This window comes from Brevibacterium siliguriense, from assembly GCF_900105315.1.
Classification (GTDB): Bacteria; Actinomycetota; Actinomycetes; order Actinomycetales; family Brevibacteriaceae; genus Brevibacterium; species Brevibacterium siliguriense.
Genome location: NZ_LT629766.1, coordinates 2221355 through 2236895, shown reverse-complemented (window position 1 = coordinate 2236895; position 15541 = coordinate 2221355). Strand labels below are relative to the sequence as shown.

Sequence of the window (15541 nt, the reverse complement as noted above, 5' to 3'; positions counted from 1 at the left end):
CTGACATACAAGTAGGGGGTGGCGAAGAGACGGATATACACAGCCCCTGGTTCTCAAGTGGTCGACATCTCGACGGGCGAAGCCCGGTTGGAGAAGCTCGACGGCGAGGCCGATTCCTATGTTCTCCACGTCAACGGGGTCCCCTCCTCGTCGATCACCCTCAGCGATCCGCAGCGATTGGACTTCGAGTACCTGGACTGGATGCGACGCATCATCGACGTCGAGCTCCCTGACCGGACTCTGCGGGCCGCGCACATCGGTGCCGCCGGCTGTGCGCTGGCACGGGCACTGGATTCGGCACGACCGGGGTCGAAGCAGACGGCGATCGACATCGATGCCAAGCTGCTCGACTTCGCCCGCGACTGGTTCGACCTGCCCCGCTCCCCTGCCCTGGCTCTGCGCGCCGGCGACGGGGCTGTGGAGATCGGCAAGTTCCGGCCCGACACCCTCGACGTCCTCGTCCGGGATGCCTTCGACCATGACTCGGTTCCCGTATCCCTGCAGACTTCCGGTTTCTTCGCCGCCTGCGCCGAGTCGGTCAAGGACTCGGGAATCTATGTCGCCAATGTGCCTGATGCCGGCGACCACCACGTCCTCCGGTCTGAACTTCGCAGCCTCGGCGAACACTTCGCCCATCTTGCCGCCGCTACGGAATCGGCGATCCTCAAAGGACGTCGACGCGGCAACGTCGTCGTCATCGCCTCCAACACTCCGCTCGATGCGGAGGGTCTCGATCGCAGTCTGCGCACCGCCGCCTCCTCGGCGACATTCCTGGCTGGGGCGGGCCTGCGCTCACGATTGGGGCTCTGACCTTCGCGCCTGCCTGCGCAGAACGGGAATGTGAGATACGCCCCGATCCGAAATGACGTTGCGACTACAGACACCGAGGAAAGTTCGGCATAATTGAATGCCGACCCAAGAAGGTGAGATGACGGAAACTTCAGAAATTCGTGTTGAGCAGACCAAGCTCGACGAGCTCTATGCCCGCCTCGATGAGCTCCGGGAGGAGACGACAACCCGCCTGGGCACGGTGAGGACCTCGGAGGTAGGAGGCAATCACCAGCACCGCACCGAACGCGATGCCTTCGCGACGCTGTACGAAGATCAACTCATCCGCCTCGACGGCGCCGAGGAGGGACTGTGCTTCGGTCGCCTCGACATCGTCGACGAAGACGACCCCACATATATCGGCCGGATCGGACTCACCGACGAACAGCGTCAGCAGATCCTCATCGACTGGAGGGCACCCGCCGCCGAACGCTTCTACCAGTCGACTGCCGCAAACCCGGAGGGAATCGCCCGCCGCCGTCACCTCGTCACCGCGAACCGAAAGGTCACCGGCATCGAGGACGATGTTCTCGACATCGACGCACTCGATGACACTCAGCGGTCGAATCTGCAGGGCGAAGGCGCCCTGCTCGCAGCACTGACCACTCATCGCACCGGTCGGATGGGCGATATCGTCGCCACCATCCAAGCCGAACAGGATGCGATCATCCGCCGCCCGCTCTCCGGCGTCCTCGTCGTCCAGGGCGGGCCTGGCACCGGCAAGACCGCCGTCGCTCTCCACCGTGCCGCGTTCCTGCTCTACCGTCACCGGGAGAGGATCGCGAAGTCCGGCGTCCTCCTCGTCGGCCCGTCCACGGTGTTTCTCAAGTACATCGAGAAGGTCCTGCCCAGCCTCGGCGAGACCGGGGCCGTCCTGCTCACCCCGGGTCAGCTCTATCCGGGACTCGACACAGATGCTGCAGATACGCCGACCGTCGCCGAGATCAAGGGCCGCTCTGTCATGGCACGGGTGCTGAAGAACCATATCGCGAACTACCAGCGCATCCCCGATGACGATGTCGAGATGCGGGTGCGTTCCCACACGATTGTGCTGCGTCGCCGGGACGTCCAGTCCGCGCGCGATCGGGCTCGCCGCAGCGGAGATCCGCACAATGCCGCCCGTACCGGTTTCGTCACCGGACTGCTGAAGATCCTCGCCGACGATCTCGCCCGGGAGATGGGCTTGGACGCGCCCGGAGAGCGACTGCCGGAGCTGCTGGACGATCTGCGATCTTCCGTCGACGTGCGTCGCGCCCTCAACCTCGCGTGGTTCCCCATCGGTCCCGCCGCCGCTCTGCGTTCCCTGCTGAGCAGACCGCACAAACTGCAGGCCGCGGCTCGCAAGCTCCTCACTCCCGCCGAACAGTCGACCCTACTCGATCAGCGTCGTGACGAGTTCACGGTCGACGATGTGCCTCTGCTCGACGAGCTGGCCGAGCTACTCGGCTCCGCTCCGCAGCAGACCCAGGCTCGGGATGACTCGGCGCGCGAATACGCCGAAGCCGTCGTCGACATGACCGAGACCGGCGGAATGGTCTCCGCCGAGACGCTTGCCGCCCGCTGGGAAGAGCAGGGACCGGCGATGACCCTGGCCGAACGCGCCCTCGAGGATCGGGAGTGGACGTACGGCCACCTCGTCGTCGATGAGGCGCAGGAGCTCTCCCCCATGCAGTGGCGCATCCTCTTCCGTCGCGTGCCGTCGAAGTCGGCCACCGTCGTCGGCGACCTCGCGCAGTCCTCGCAGGTCGACAACGCCCGCACCTGGTCGTCGATCCTCGACGAGTTCGTCGGCGACCGGTTCGCTCTCCAGGTGCTCACCGTCTCCTACCGCACCCCGCAGTCGGTGATGGATCTGGCCAATCGCTACCTGCATCGGCACTTCCCGCAGCTCGAGCTCGTCGAGTCGGTGCGTCAGGGTGGCTCGGATCCGCAGCTAGACTCCTTTGCCGACGAATCCGAGATGCTGGCAGCATTGCCCGAGGCGGTTGCGGCCGAGGTGTCCGCCGCCGAAGGCGGGAAGATCGCTGTCATCGCTGATGAGGGGCTCATCGAGCCCATTGCCGAGGCAGTCGCGGACTTCGATTTCGGGCGTTCGGTCACGGGCTTGGACCACCAGATCGCCCTCATCACCCCTCAGCAGGCCAAGGGCCTCGAGTTCGATTCGGTGATCATCGTCGAACCCGGCCGCATCGCCCGGCTCGGCAGCGAGGAGGGCGTCGGTGGTCTCTACGTGGCACTGACCCGAACGACGGAACGCCTGCGTGTCCTGACATCCGTATCCACGGAGCTGACCGAACTCTTCTCCGCCGAGGCGGTCCGCCAAGCCGGCTGACCCCAAACCCCTTTTACTACCTGACGGCGGCCCAGCAACCTCGCGCGAGGTTGCTGGGCCGCCGTCAGGTAGTAACGAGGGTGAATATTGAAAGGCCGCTTGGGTTCGGCTTCCCCTCCGAACCGCAAGCGGCCGCGCGCCGCAGCGCGCACGTTCAATACTACACAACTGTTTCTGTACCACGGTACTCGAAACGGATATTTCTGACGGAAATCTCAGCAGTCTCAGGATCCGGTCACGCGAACGCTCCGCGAAGCTCAGTCGGCGAAGTCGTCAGGGGTGGGTTCACGGGTCTGCCCGGACTGCAGCAGCGCATCGGCACGCAGTGAATCGATTGCGGCTTCGAAGTCCTCGAGCGAGTCGAACCCCTGGTACACGCTGGCGAATCGCAGGTAGGCGACCTGGTCGAGTTCGCGCAACGGGTCGAGGATCGACAGACCCACTTCGTCGGCGTCGATCTCCGCGATCCCCTGCGACCGGATGTTCTCCTCCACCCGCTGTGCGAGCTTCGCGAGATCATCGTCGCTGACCGGACGTCCCTGGCAGGCTTTGCGCACTCCCGACATGATCTTCTGACGGGAGAACTCCTCGGTGACGCCGGAGCGTTTGATCACCGACAGACTCGTGGCCTCCATCGTGGTGAAGCGGCGGCCGCAGTGACGGCACTGCCGGCGCCGGCGGATCGCTGCGCCGTCTTCGCTGGTCCTCGAATCGACGACCCGCGAATCGGACTCACGGCAGAACGGACAGCGCATCTCTACTCCTCGAACCTGATGTCGACAGCCCGGCCGTGGGCCGGCAGCTGTTCGCTGGCGGCGAGAACACCGATGTATTCGGCCACCTCGTTGAGGGCCGCCCGGTCGTAGTCGATGACCTGGCTGACCTTGATGAATGAGTGCACACCCAGGCCCGAACCGTGAGCGGCGGTGCCCATCGTGGGCAGCACGTGGTTCGATCCGGCACAGTAGTCGCCCAACGACACCGGTGCCCAATCGCCGAGGAAGACCGCTCCCCCGTTCGTGATCCGTGCCCCGACCACGGCGGCATCGGCCGTGTGGACTTCGACGTGCTCACCGGCATAGCCGTTGACGACGGTGATCCCGGCGTCGAGGTCGTCGACGAGGACGATCGCCGACTGCCGTCCGGCCAGAGCCGTGGCGATCCGCTCGGCGTGCATCGCCTCCGGCACCTGTGTCTCCAACTCCTTCTGCACCGCTTCGGCGAGTGCGTCGGAGTCGGTGACCAGCACCGAGGCGGCCAGTTCGTCGTGCTCGGCCTGGCTGATGAGGTCGGCGGCGACGAAGCGCGGGTCTGCCTGATCGTCGGCGAGGATGATGATCTCCGTGGGTCCGGCGACCGCGTCGATGCCGACCCGCGAGCGGACGAGTGACTTCGCCGCAGCCACATAGGCGTTTCCGGGTCCGGTGATGAGATCGACGGGTTCGAGTTCCTCCCCGTCGTCGAAGCCGTAGGCCAGGGCGCCGATCGCCTGTGCGCCACCCATCGCCCAGACTTCGTCGACGCCGAGGATGTGTGCGGTGGCGAGCACGGTCGGGTGCGGCAGGCCGTTGGACTGGGGTGGACTGGCGATCGCAAGTGAGTGGGCACCGGCAGTCTGCGCGGGCACGACGTTCATGATGACCGTCGAGGGGTACACGGCCAATCCGCCGGGCACATAGAGTCCGACGCGTTCGACCGGCAGGTGACGGGTGGTGACGAAGGCGCCGGAGGCCAATTCGGTGCGGACATCGACAGGGCGCTGATCGGCGGCGACCTTCCGAGCTCGGGCGATGGATTCGACGAGCCCGGCTTTGACCGCCGGATCGAGCTCAGCGGCGGCCTCAGCCAGTGCGGATTCCGATACGCGCAGGGCGTCGGGGCGCACTCCGTCGAAGCGTTCGGTGAAGTCCTTCACCGCTGCCGCTCCCCCGCCGGCGACGGTTTCGAGCAGTTCGGCCACACGTCGTTCGATATCGGCATGGGTCTCGGCGGCCCGAGGCAGCTTCTGCGCCAGGAATCGCTTGTTGAGGGTCTCACCACGGAAGTCCAGAATGTTCACCCGCACCATTCTAGTCTCCACGGCAAGACGTCAGTCCTCCGGCCCGAAGTGCGGACGGACCTCAGACGCTGAAGCAGCGGGAGCCCAGCAGCGCCTTGAGATCTCCGTAGAGGCTCGGATTCGGATCGACCCGGATCGACCGGTCCAGGCGCATCACCGTCTGCCGCCCCGGCTGGGACAGGGTGATGTGGACGTCCGTATGGCCCTTGTTGGATTCGAGGATCCGTTTGAGCTTCGCGGCCATGTCTTCGGTCGCCTTCTCCATCGACATGATGAGGTTGAGCGGCCGGTCGTTGGGGTCGGTGACATCGGGAATCGTCATCGACATCGCCATCAGCGAAGTCGGCCGGTCTTCTGAGGTGCGGATGCGCCCGGTCAGGGAGATCACGAGGTCGGTGGCCAGCAGGCTCGCCACCGGTTCGTAGGTGTCGCCGAAGAACATCACTTCGATCTCGGCTTCGAGGTCCTCCAAGGTCACGATCGCATAGGGACGTCCGGAGTTCTTCGACACCTTGCGGGTGACCTGTGTGATCATTCCGCAGACCTTGATCTGAGATCCGTCGTGACGGTGCGATTCCGGATCGATCACCTCAGCGATGGAGGCATCGGATTCGGCAGCCAGCACACCTTCGAGGCCGTTGAGCGGGTGATCGGAGACGTAGAGACCGATCATGTCACGCTCGAAGGACAGCTTCTCCTTCTTCTCCCACTCCGGACGGTCGGGAATGGTCACCGAGAAGCCGGGCGAGTCATCGTCTCCGCCGAGCCCGGCGAAGAGGTCGAACTGTCCGTTGGCTTCCTGCCTCTTGACGCCGATGACCGAGTCGACGGCCTCCTCGTGGACTTCGACGAGTGAGCGGCGGCTGTGGCCGAGCGAATCGAAGCCGCCGGCCTTGATGAGCGATTCGATCGTGCGCTTGTTGCACACGTGGCTGGGCACCTTGTCGAGGAAGTCCGTGAACGAGGTGTAGGCGCCCTTCTCTCCACGGGCTTCGACGATGCCCTCGACGACGTGAGCGCCGACGTTGCGGACCGCTCCCATGCCGAAGCGGATATCGGTGCCGACCGGCGTGAAGTGGAGCGCGGATTCGTTGACGTCCGGGGCAGCACGGTGATGCCGAGGCGCCGGCACTCGTTGAGGTAGATCGCGAGCTTGTCCTTGTTGTCACCGACCGAGGTGAGCAGGGCCGCCATGTATTCGGCCGTGTAGTGGGCCTTGAGGAAAGCGGTCCAGTAGGACACGACACCGTAGGCGGCCGAGTGCGCCTTGTTGAACGCGTAGTCAGAGAACGGCAGCAGGATGTCCCACAGGGCCTGAGCGGCGGCTTCCGAGTAGCCGCGTTCCTTCATTCCGCCGAAGAAGCCGACCTGCTGCTTGTCGAGCTCGGACTTCTTCTTCTTGCCCATCGCACGGCGGAGGATGTCTGCCTGGCCGAGGGAGTAGCCGGCGACCTTCTGCGCGATCGCCATCACCTGTTCCTGGTAGATGATGAGACCGTAGGTGGTGTCGAGGATCTCCTTGAGCGGCTCCTCGAGCTCCGGGTGGATCGGGGTGACCTCCTGGAGCCCGTTCTTGCGCAGCGCATAGTTCGTATGCGAGTCCGCACCCATCGGACCGGGTCGGTAGAGAGCCAGGGTGGCGGAGATATCCTCGAAGTTGTCCGGCTTCATCATCCGCAGCAGAGCGCGCAGGCCGCCGCCGTCGAGCTGGAACACACCGAGGGTGTCGCCTCGGGTCAGCAGCTCATACGCCGCCGGATCATCGAGGCTCAGATGCTCGAGGTCGAGATCATAGTCTCGGTTGGCTTTGATGTTCTCCACTGCGTCGGAGATGATCGTGAGGTTCCGCAGCCCCAGGAAGTCCATCTTGATGAGCCCGAGGCCCTCAGAGGTCGGATAGTCGAACTGGGTGATGACCTGACCGTCCTGGAACCGACGCATGATCGGGATGACGTCGATGATCGGGTCCGAGGACATGATGACACCGGCGGCGTGGACGCCCCACTGCCGCTTCAGCCCTTCGAGGCCTTTCGCGGTCTCGAAGGTCTCACGGGCCTCCGGGTCGGTGTCGACGAGTTCGCGGAACTCACCGGCTTCCTTATAGCGCTTGGATTCGGTGTCCTCGATGTCCTTGAGCGGAATGTCCTTGGCCATCTCGGCCGGCGGCAGCGCCTTCGTCAGCCGCTCACCCATCGAGAAGGGCTTGCCGAGCACACGTGCGGAGTCCTTCAGCGCCATCTTCGTTTTGATCGTGCCGTAGGTGACGATCATCGCCACACGCTCATCGCCGTACTTCTCGGTCACATAGTCGATGACCTCGCTGCGGCGGCGATCATCGAAGTCGACGTCGAAGTCGGGCATGGACACACGGTCCGGGTTGAGGAAGCGTTCGAAGAACAGTCCGTGCTGCAGCGGATCGAGGTCGGTGATGCGCATCGCGTAGGCGACCATCGAGCCGGCTCCCGAACCACGGCCGGGCCCGACGCGGATGCCATTATCCTTCGACCAGTTGATGAAGTCGGCGACGACGAGGAAGTAGCCGGGGAAGCCCATCGAGATGATGATGTCGAGCTCGTAGTCGGCCTGCTTGCGAACTTCGTCGGGAACGCCGTTGGGGTACCGGTAGTCGAGTCCCTTCGCGACTTCCTTGATCAGCCACGAGGTCTCGTCCTCACCGGGAGGGCACGGGAACTTCGGCATATAGTTCGCCGAGGTGTCGAAGGAGACTTCGCATTTCTCGGCGATCTCGAGGGTGTTGTCGCAGGCTTCCGGGAATTCCCTGAACAGGGACCGCATCTCTGCGGGGGTCTTGAGGTAATAGCCGGACCCGGAGAAGGCGAAACGCGAACCGCCCTGGTCGTAGGTGGGTTCGATCAATTTGGAACCGGACTGGATGGCCAGCAGGGCTTCGTGCGCCTTCGCATCCGATTCGTGCGTGTAGTGGAGGTCGTTGGTTGCCACCAGCGGAATGTCGAGTTCCTTCGACAGTCGGATGAGGTCCTTCGTCACCCGCTTCTCGATTGACAGGCCGTGGTCCATGAGTTCGACGTAGTAGTTGTCCTTGCCGAAGATCTCACGGTACTTCCCGGCGGCTGCTTTGGCCTCTTCGTACTGGCCGAGCCGCAGCCGCACCTGGACCTCTCCGGACGGGCAGCCGGTGGTGGCGATGAGTCCGTCGGAGTAGCTCTCGAGCAGATCCTGGTCCAGCCGAGGCCATTTCGCGGTCACCGAATCCAGGGAAGCATACGACGATGCCTTGAACAGGTTCCGCATGCCCGTGTTGTTCCGCGACAGCAGCGTCATATGAGTGTAGAGACCACCTCCGGACAGGTCGTCGCTCTTCTGCGATTCGTCGGTGCGCCACTTCACGCGGGTCTTGTCCCGGCGGTCGGTGCCGGGGGTGACATAGGCTTCGACGCCGATGATCGGTTTGATCCCGGCGGCAGTCGCCTGAGACCAGAAGTCGAAGGCTCCGAACAGGTATCCGTGGTCGGTCGTGGCGATCGCGGACATGCCCGATGCCTTCGTCGCCGCCATCAGATCGGCGAGCCGGGCCGCACCGTCCAACATGGAGTATTCGGTATGGACGTGGAGGTGGACGAAGTCCTCGTTCGGCACTGAGCGCCGCCTTCCTGAAGTTGCCGGTGTTGCGTCTCCAGCTTAGTCCATCGGCAACAAAGGAGAGGGACTCCCGACCTCAGTTCGGCCGGATGCGGTCGAGAGCGGTCTGCAGATCCTCGGGGTAACCGCTTTCGAATTCGACCCACTTCTGCGTGTCGGGATGGTGGAAGCCGAGTTTGACGGCGTGCAGCCATTGCCGTTCGAGACCGAGTTCCTTCGCCAGCACCGGATCGGCGCCATAGGGCAGGTCGCCGACGCAGGGATGCTTGGTGGCCGAGAAGTGGACGCGGATCTGGTGGGTGCGTCCGGTCTCCAGATGGACTTCGACGAGGGCGGCTCGGCGATGAGCTTCGATCACTTCGTAATGGGTGATCGCGTTCTTGCCTTCGGTGCGCACTGCGTAGAGCCCGTCATGCTTCGGGTGCCGGGCGATCGGGGCGTCGATGGTGCCGAGCACGGGATCGGGCAGCCCCTGCACGACCGCGTGATAGGTCTTCTCCACCGTGCGTTCCTTGAAGGCGCGTTTGAGCACGCTGTAGGCGTATTCGCTCTTCGCCACGACCATGAGCCCGGAGGTTCCGACGTCGAGTCGCTGCACGATGCCCTGGCGTTCGGGCGCGCCCGAAGTCGCGATGCGGAAGCCCGCTGCGGCGAGCCCGCCGACGACGGTGCGTCCGGTCCAGCCGAGGGCCGGGTGGGCTGCCACGCCGACGGGCTTGTCGACGACGACGAAGGCATCCTCGTCGTGGACGATCCGCATTCCCGGCACGGGGTCGGGCACGACCTCGAGCGGCTTCCTGGGTTCGGGCATCATGATGTCGAGCCGTTCGCCGGCGATGACGCGATCGGATTTGATGACCGGGCGACCGGACATCTCCACTCCCCCGTCGGCACAGATATCGGCGGCAGCGGTGCGGGAGAGGCCGAGCAGCTTCGACATCGCAGCGTCCACACGCTGTCCGTCGAGTCCCTCGGGGACGAGGATGGAGCGTTCAGTCATGAGAGTCCTCTTTCACACGGGTGGAGTCCGAGCCGTCGATGTCGATACCTCTGAGGCTGACGATGACAAGCGTCACTGCGGCGGCGGAGATCGCGATGTCCGCGACATTGCAAATGAACAGCGACAGATCGATGAAGTCGACGACGGCTCCGTGCAGGAATCCAGGTTCCCGGAAGAGCCGGTCGACGAGGTTGCCGAAGAGACCGCCCAGCAGCAGACCGAGTCCGATCGCCCAGGCTCGCGAGCCGAGCTTGCGGGAGATCACGAGGATCGCGATGAAGACGCCGATAGCGATGATCGGGAAGACCCACGTCACGCTCGATCCGAGGCCGAGTGCTGCACCGGGATTGCGGTAGAAGGTGAATCCGGCCAGAGAGCCGATCACAGGCACCGGAGGCCGATCTTCGAGAAGGCTGACGGCGAGGAACTTCGTGAACTGATCGATCACGACCACGATTGCCGCGATTGTGAACAGCAGGGCCATCATGGCGGCGCGAGGTCTTTTCACCCGTGAGGCAGGATCGTTCATTTGGTTCATTCTAGCCCACCGCCACTCGGCTCCGGCGCAGGCTTGAGCTCGCCCGGGGCGCGAACATGACGGAGGCCCGGGTGCTCCGCAGAGTTCCCGGACCTCGGTCGGTGATGCTTGGAGATCAGAGCTTGTGGTTCGAAGAACCGCCCAGTGGGCCGTTTCCGTCGAGGGTCTCCGGAGCCAGGCTCGTGGAGTTCTCGAGGTCTCGCAGCTGATCGTTGAGGTAGCTCTTGAGTCGAGTGCGGTACTGGCGCTCGAAGTTCGACAGCTGGTCGATCGAACGCTCGAGGGTCGACTTCTGCGTTTCGAGGGTCGACAGCGTTTCGTCGCGCTTGGTTTCGGCCTTGCCGACGATGTCGGCGGCTTCCTTCTCCGCGCCCTTGATGAGCTCGTCGCGCTTGCGCTCACCTTCGGCAACATGCTCGTCGTGGACGCGCTGAGCCAGAGCGATGAGACCATGAGCGTCTCCGTCGCCGCCGGCTGCGACAGCACCGAGACCGGCGCCTGCGGCTCCACCGGCAGCACCGGCGGCGACCGCTGGTGCAGCAGAGCTGTCCTTCGGAGCGGGAGCAGCTTCCTTGACGGCCGGAGCCGGGGTCTCTTCGACCGGTGCCGGAGCGGCAGGTGCCTCGGCCTGAGCCGGAGCCTCCTCTTTCTCTTCCGGTACGGGAACAGCGGCGGGCATCGCCTGAGTGGCGTCGATGTCCTGTGCCGGTGCGGTGGAGGCGCCGCCGGCTTCGAGTTCCTTCACACGCTGTTCGGCGGTGGAGAGCTTCTGACGCAGTTCGTCGTTCTCCTGGTAGAGACGGCGAATCTCAACGACGACCTCATCAAGGAAATCGTCGACTTCGTCCTGGTCGTACCCGTCGCGGAACTTCACATGCTGGAACCGCTTGTTTACTACGTCTTCAGGCGTGAGCGCCATGAGGTCACCTTCGGTCGATCTACATTCATTACGCTGCCGTCCAGAAGGACGGCTTCAACGTCACATTAGCGTAACACCTGCAGTTTTGTCCCGCAGTAATGGCGTGTCTCGCATTCAGTGACGAAGTTCTACGCATTCGAGGCTAACAACTCGGACATGCGAACAGCCAATCCCGGTCAGCATATTCATCATTTACCGGGTATTCACTCAAACGAATAGCGGTAATCGACCGGCGCATTCTGCAGGAAGCTACCGACTCCGAATCACAGTGACTCGTCAGGCGAGATCACTGCCAGGACGGGGATCAGGCGGAGGCGTGCGAGAGGTTGAAGAACACCGACGCGATGATCTGGATGCCGATGAGCAGAACGATGAATCCCAGATCTAGCGAGACCTGCCCCAGACGCAGCGGCGGAATGATCTTGCGCAGCAGCTTCAGCGGCGGATCGGTGAGTGTGTACACGATCTCGGCGAGGACGAGGAGGAAGCCGGTGGGCCTCCAGTCGCGGGAGAACACCTGGACCAGGTCGAGCACGACTCGCGCCAGGAGCACGTAGACGTAGAGGCTCAGCGCTGTACCGAGGATGTAGAAGATGATGGCCACGTGGGTCCCCCGCGCCTTTCGTTGTTGCTTGAGGTCTGAGGCTTCAGCCTATCGTCTCCAGCTGAGGACGAGTTGAGAGATTCGCTGGAGTGCTCAGCTTTGGTTGAAGAAGCTGGCCTGAGTATCCGAATCAGCTTCGGTCTCGCCGGCGACTTCGATGTTCTCGGGCGTCAGCAGGAACACCTTGTTCGTGACTCGTTCGATCGATCCGTGGAGGCCGAAGATGAGGCCGGCGGAGAAGTCGACGAGGCGCTTGGAGTTGTTCTCGTCCATCTCCGAGAGATTCATGATCACGGGGGTTCCCTCGCGGAATGCGGCGCCGATGACCATGGCGTCGTTGTAGCTGCGGGGGTGGATGGTCCTGATGCGATTCATTGAGGTTCCTGGCGCCGGGGTGTCTACGGGACGGATCGGTGACGGATGGATCGGTGTCACCGGTGCCGGAGTCCGTTCCTCCGCCGCTGCCGGTTCATCGTACTGTTCGGCGTCATCGAAGGTCTCGACGACCTCGCGCTCCCGGTGGGTCGGTTCACGACGGTCGGTGTGCTGAGTGGTCTCGTCCTCTTCTTCGACGAAACCCAGGTATTCCAGCGTCTTCTTGATTGCTGACATGTCTAAAGCTCCTCGGACTTCGGCACTTGCTCACCTGTCGCCCAAACTATCGCACGCGAGCATCTGGGCCGGTGAGTCCTATGGGTGTGTCGCGGTCTTTTCTTCCTGGAGCCAGATGATCCCGGCGAACCGGCCCGTCCGCTTCTGCCTGCGGTAGGAGAAGAGATCATCGGATTCCTTCGTGCAGGTGCGTGAGAAGTGATCGATGGTCACGTCCGCCCGGCGCAGCTGTTCGGCCACGGCTCCGGCGACATCGAGTGCCGGTGTGCCGGTCACCGACACCGAGGCGGCCGTCGGCTCGATCGCTGCGACCTCGCTCCTCAGCTCTGCCGGGACCTCGTAGCAGCGGGGGCAGACCGAGGGTCCGATGACCGCGTGGATGTCCCGTGCACCGGCGTCGCGCATCGCGGCAACCGTATTTCCGACCACGCCCGCGGCCATCCCCGGGCGTCCCGCATGGACTGCGGCGATGACGCCGGAGTCGGCGTCGGCAAGCATGACCGGGGTGCAGTCGGCGACCATGATCGCCAGTCCGAGCCCGGGAACCGCCGTCAACTGGGCATCGGCTTCGACCGGCGTCTGCCGCAGCTGCGCTTCGTCGTTGATGGTGTGCACATCGGTTCCGTGCACTTGGGAGACGAACGAGAGCCGCTCCCCGCTCAGGCCGATGACCTGAGCGAGAGCGGCTCGGTTCGCTGCGACGAGTCCATCATCGTCTCCGACGTGGCGGGCGAGGTTGAACGAGGAGAAGTCCCCGCTCGAGTATCCGCCGTGCCGGTCGGTGAAGGCGACGTGGGCGGTGCGACCGCCCGGGATGACGAACCTCGAGCGCAGCATACTACTTGAGGAAGTCTGGGATATCGAGGTCGGAGTCGAAGTTCGAGCTGCTGCGCTCACCCGGCAGCGTGGCGGGAATCTGGTGTTCCTCGCTGCGACGCGGAGCAGCTGTCGGCTCTTCGGCTTCCGGTGTCTCGGTCTCGGATTCGGACTCGGCGACGACGGGCGACTCGGTCTCGGTCTCCGCCGGAGCGGAAGCCGGGATCGGTGCGGGAATCTGGTCGGACCCGGCGGTCTCCGCGTTCGGCGAGGTGTTGTCGAATCCGGCGGCGATGACGGTCACGCGGCATTCGTCGCCGATGTTGTCGTCGATGACGGCGCCGAAGATGATGTTCGCCTCGGGGTGCGCGGCTTCCTGGACCAGGCGTGCGGCCTCGTTGACCTCGAAGAGTCCGAGGTCTCCGCCGCCGGTGATGCAGAAGAGCACTCCGTGGGCGCCGTCGATGCTGGCTTCCAGCAGCGGGGAGGCGATGGCGGATTCGGCGGCCTGCACTGCGCGGTCGTCTCCGGTTGCCGCACCGATGCCCATGAGCGCGGTGCCGGCATCCTGCATGACCGACTTGACGTCGGCGAAGTCGAGGTTGATCAGGCCCGGGACCGAGATGAGGTCGGTGATGCCCTGAACACCGGAGCGCAGGACCTCATCGGCGGAGCGGAAGGCTTCGACGACGGAGACGCTTCGATCGGAGATCGAGAGCAGACGGTCGTTGGGGATGACGATGAGGGTGTCGACCTCTTCGCGCAGGGCCGCGATTCCGGCTTCTGCCTGAGCGGAACGACGACGTCCCTCGAAGGTGAAGGGGCGGGTGACGACACCGATGGTCAGTGCGCCGAGCGACCGGGCCACGCGTGCCACGACGGGGGCGGCGCCGGTTCCTGTGCCGCCGCCTTCGCCGGCGGTGACGAAGACCATGTCCGCACCTTCGAGGGCATCGCGGATCGCGTCTTCGGAGGATTCGGCTGCCTTGCGGCCGATCTCCGGGTCCGCTCCTGCGCCGAGGCCGCGGGTCTGGTCGCGTCCGATCTCGAGCTTGACATCAGCGTCGGACAGGACGAGCGCCTGAGCATCGGTGTTGATTGCGATGAACTCCACGCCGCGCAGGCCGACGTCGATCATCCTCTGCACAGCGTTGACACCACCGCCGCCGGTTCCGGCAACCTTGATATCCGCTCCGGATTGTGGGAATTCAGCCAAGTCGGTTCCTCGTCTCAAGCGCTTCGGTCACGCAGGGTCTGCGTGTGCAATCGGTCTGTGTTCTCTGCCCTGAGGCTATTGGGCGGGACAACATCACTGCAACCATTCTCCCCGGAGTGTCGGACTTCGGCCAAACTTCACGCTCGGTGTGTCGGGGCCAAACGGAGGCAATAGTGACGGCTCGGGCGCGCTGAGCCGTCGCGGAAGCCCGACACCGAGTCAGCCCTATGTGGCAGGGCTCAATCCGTCACCGGCACCGAGGGCACGGAGACATCGATCTCGGTGCGGCCCTCGGCGGTGAGCTGGGCGGCGGTGCGCACCTTGAGGCTGGCGTCCGAGGAATCTCCGAAGACGACCGTGGCTTTCTGCTGTCCGGTGTCGAGGCGTCCCTTGAGGCTCATGGCATCCTCGGCCTCGATCGTCACGAGCAGACGGCGCAGCTCCGGTCGCAGTTCGCCCATGAAGCGGATGACCGCGGCCACGGTCTCTCGGTCCGGCTGGTGTCCTCCGCCGCTGAGCACGGTGAGCTTCTTGGGGGCTGTGGCCACCGTGCCGAGATCGACGGCGTCGGAGTCATAGAGTCGATAGCCGGATTCGCCTTCGATCGCAATGACGGGAGTGCGGTCGGTGATTTCGATCTTCAGGGACCGGGGCCCCGCGTAGTGGACGGAGGCCGCTTCTGCCTCCGGGAACTCCCCAAGTACGGAGTCTTCGACCGCGCCGGGGCGCACCTGCGGCAGCGGCTTGCCGCTCTGGCTGTCGAGTACGAAGTTCGTGACTTTGTCGGTGTCGACCAACTTGCTGCCGCTGACCTGCACCTTCTGCAGGGACAGCAGTGGCGAGAACCAGGCGACGGCGACGAGGGCGATGAGCGCTGCCACGATGCCGATGGCGATGAGGCGGCGTCGCCAGGTCTTCAGACGCCGGGCTCGGATGACTCCGGTGAGGTCCGCGGTGGAGTTGTCACCGGCCCGAGCCGGGGGAAGCGGCACCATG

The 15541-nt window shown here is 64.3% G+C and carries 12 protein-coding genes and 1 pseudogene; 2 read left to right on the top strand and 11 right to left on the bottom strand.

What is annotated here, in order from left to right; all coding sequences use genetic code 11:
• Positions 1 to 57 precede the first annotated feature (57 nt).
• Both BLU88_RS09865 and BLU88_RS09860 read left to right on the top strand, forming a co-directional pair.
• The gene (locus BLU88_RS09865) at positions 58 to 810 is read left to right on the top strand and encodes a spermidine synthase (protein WP_231939349.1); all 753 of its coding nucleotides are present in this window, start codon (positions 58 to 60) and stop codon (positions 808 to 810) included.
• Positions 811 to 928: 118 nt separating this feature from the next.
• Complete coding sequence (locus BLU88_RS09860) at positions 929 to 3160, top strand: HelD family protein (protein ID WP_092017392.1); 2232 nt, start codon at positions 929 to 931, stop codon at positions 3158 to 3160.
• 257 nt (positions 3161 to 3417) lie between these two features.
• Here BLU88_RS09860 and nrdR read toward each other — a convergent pair whose 3' ends face one another.
• From nrdR to BLU88_RS09805, 11 genes and pseudogenes are all read right to left on the bottom strand, one after another.
• Positions 3418 to 3915, bottom strand: coding sequence for a transcriptional regulator NrdR (gene nrdR, locus BLU88_RS09855; protein WP_092013088.1), 498 nt, complete (start codon positions 3913 to 3915; stop codon positions 3418 to 3420).
• Between the two features lie 2 nt (positions 3916 to 3917).
• Entirely contained in the window at positions 3918 to 5228 is a 1311-nt protein-coding gene (gene hisD / locus BLU88_RS09850) for a histidinol dehydrogenase (RefSeq protein ID WP_092013085.1), read from the bottom strand.
• A 52-nt stretch (positions 5229 to 5280) separates the two neighbouring features.
• Positions 5281 to 8789, bottom strand: a pseudogene (gene dnaE / locus BLU88_RS09845) (DNA polymerase III subunit alpha).
• Positions 8790 to 8916: 127 nt separating this feature from the next.
• Positions 8917 to 9840 carry an RluA family pseudouridine synthase gene (locus BLU88_RS09840; RefSeq protein ID WP_092013082.1) on the bottom strand — a complete coding sequence of 308 codons (924 nt, stop codon included), beginning with the start codon at positions 9838 to 9840 and terminating at the stop codon, positions 8917 to 8919.
• The gene (locus BLU88_RS09835; RefSeq protein ID WP_092013078.1) at positions 9833 to 10369 is read right to left on the bottom strand and encodes a signal peptidase II; all 537 of its coding nucleotides are present in this window, start codon (positions 10367 to 10369) and stop codon (positions 9833 to 9835) included. Before BLU88_RS09835 ends, BLU88_RS09840 begins: the two co-directional genes overlap by 8 nt.
• Positions 10370 to 10493: 124 nt before the next feature.
• Positions 10494 to 11297: a DivIVA domain-containing protein gene (locus tag BLU88_RS09830; RefSeq protein ID WP_092013075.1), complete on the bottom strand. Its 804-nt coding sequence runs from the start codon at positions 11295 to 11297 to the stop codon at positions 10494 to 10496.
• Between the two features lie 304 nt (positions 11298 to 11601).
• Positions 11602 to 11901 (bottom strand): YggT family protein, encoded by a 300-nt coding sequence (locus BLU88_RS09825; protein WP_062243070.1) that lies wholly within the window; start codon positions 11899 to 11901, stop codon positions 11602 to 11604.
• A gap of 93 nt (positions 11902 to 11994) precedes the next feature.
• Positions 11995 to 12513: a cell division protein SepF gene (locus BLU88_RS09820; protein ID WP_092013072.1), complete on the bottom strand. Its 519-nt coding sequence runs from the start codon at positions 12511 to 12513 to the stop codon at positions 11995 to 11997.
• Positions 12514 to 12591: 78 nt separating this feature from the next.
• The gene (pgeF, locus tag BLU88_RS09815; RefSeq protein WP_092013069.1) at positions 12592 to 13350 is read right to left on the bottom strand and encodes a peptidoglycan editing factor PgeF; all 759 of its coding nucleotides are present in this window, start codon (positions 13348 to 13350) and stop codon (positions 12592 to 12594) included.
• Between the two features lies 1 nt (position 13351).
• Complete coding sequence (gene ftsZ, locus BLU88_RS09810; protein WP_092013065.1) at positions 13352 to 14545, bottom strand: cell division protein FtsZ; 1194 nt, start codon at positions 14543 to 14545, stop codon at positions 13352 to 13354.
• 239 nt (positions 14546 to 14784) lie between these two features.
• Positions 14785 to 15540 carry a cell division protein FtsQ/DivIB gene (locus BLU88_RS09805; protein ID WP_092013062.1) on the bottom strand — a complete coding sequence of 252 codons (756 nt, stop codon included), beginning with the start codon at positions 15538 to 15540 and terminating at the stop codon, positions 14785 to 14787.
• Position 15541 lies beyond the last annotated feature (1 nt).

Bases quoted from the DNA above. Each gene is read 5' to 3' on its own strand.
- BLU88_RS09860 (WP_092017392.1), top strand. From the start codon at position 929: ATGACGGAAACTTCAGAAATTCGTGTTGAGCAGACCAAGCTCGACGAG.
- nrdR (WP_092013088.1), bottom strand. From the start codon at position 3,915: ATGCGCTGTCCGTTCTGCCGTGAGTCCGATTCGCGGGTCGTCGATTCG.
- hisD (WP_092013085.1), bottom strand. From the start codon at position 5,228: ATGGTGCGGGTGAACATTCTGGACTTCCGTGGTGAGACCCTCAACAAG.
- BLU88_RS09840 (WP_092013082.1), bottom strand. From the start codon at position 9,840: ATGACTGAACGCTCCATCCTCGTCCCCGAGGGACTCGACGGACAGCGT.
- BLU88_RS09835 (WP_092013078.1), bottom strand. From the start codon at position 10,369: ATGAACGATCCTGCCTCACGGGTGAAAAGACCTCGCGCCGCCATGATG.
- BLU88_RS09830 (WP_092013075.1), bottom strand. From the start codon at position 11,297: ATGGCGCTCACGCCTGAAGACGTAGTAAACAAGCGGTTCCAGCATGTG.
- BLU88_RS09820 (WP_092013072.1), bottom strand. From the start codon at position 12,513: ATGTCAGCAATCAAGAAGACGCTGGAATACCTGGGTTTCGTCGAAGAA.
- pgeF (WP_092013069.1), bottom strand. From the start codon at position 13,350: ATGCTGCGCTCGAGGTTCGTCATCCCGGGCGGTCGCACCGCCCACGTC.
- BLU88_RS09805 (WP_092013062.1), bottom strand. From the start codon at position 15,540: ATGGTGCCGCTTCCCCCGGCTCGGGCCGGTGACAACTCCACCGCGGAC.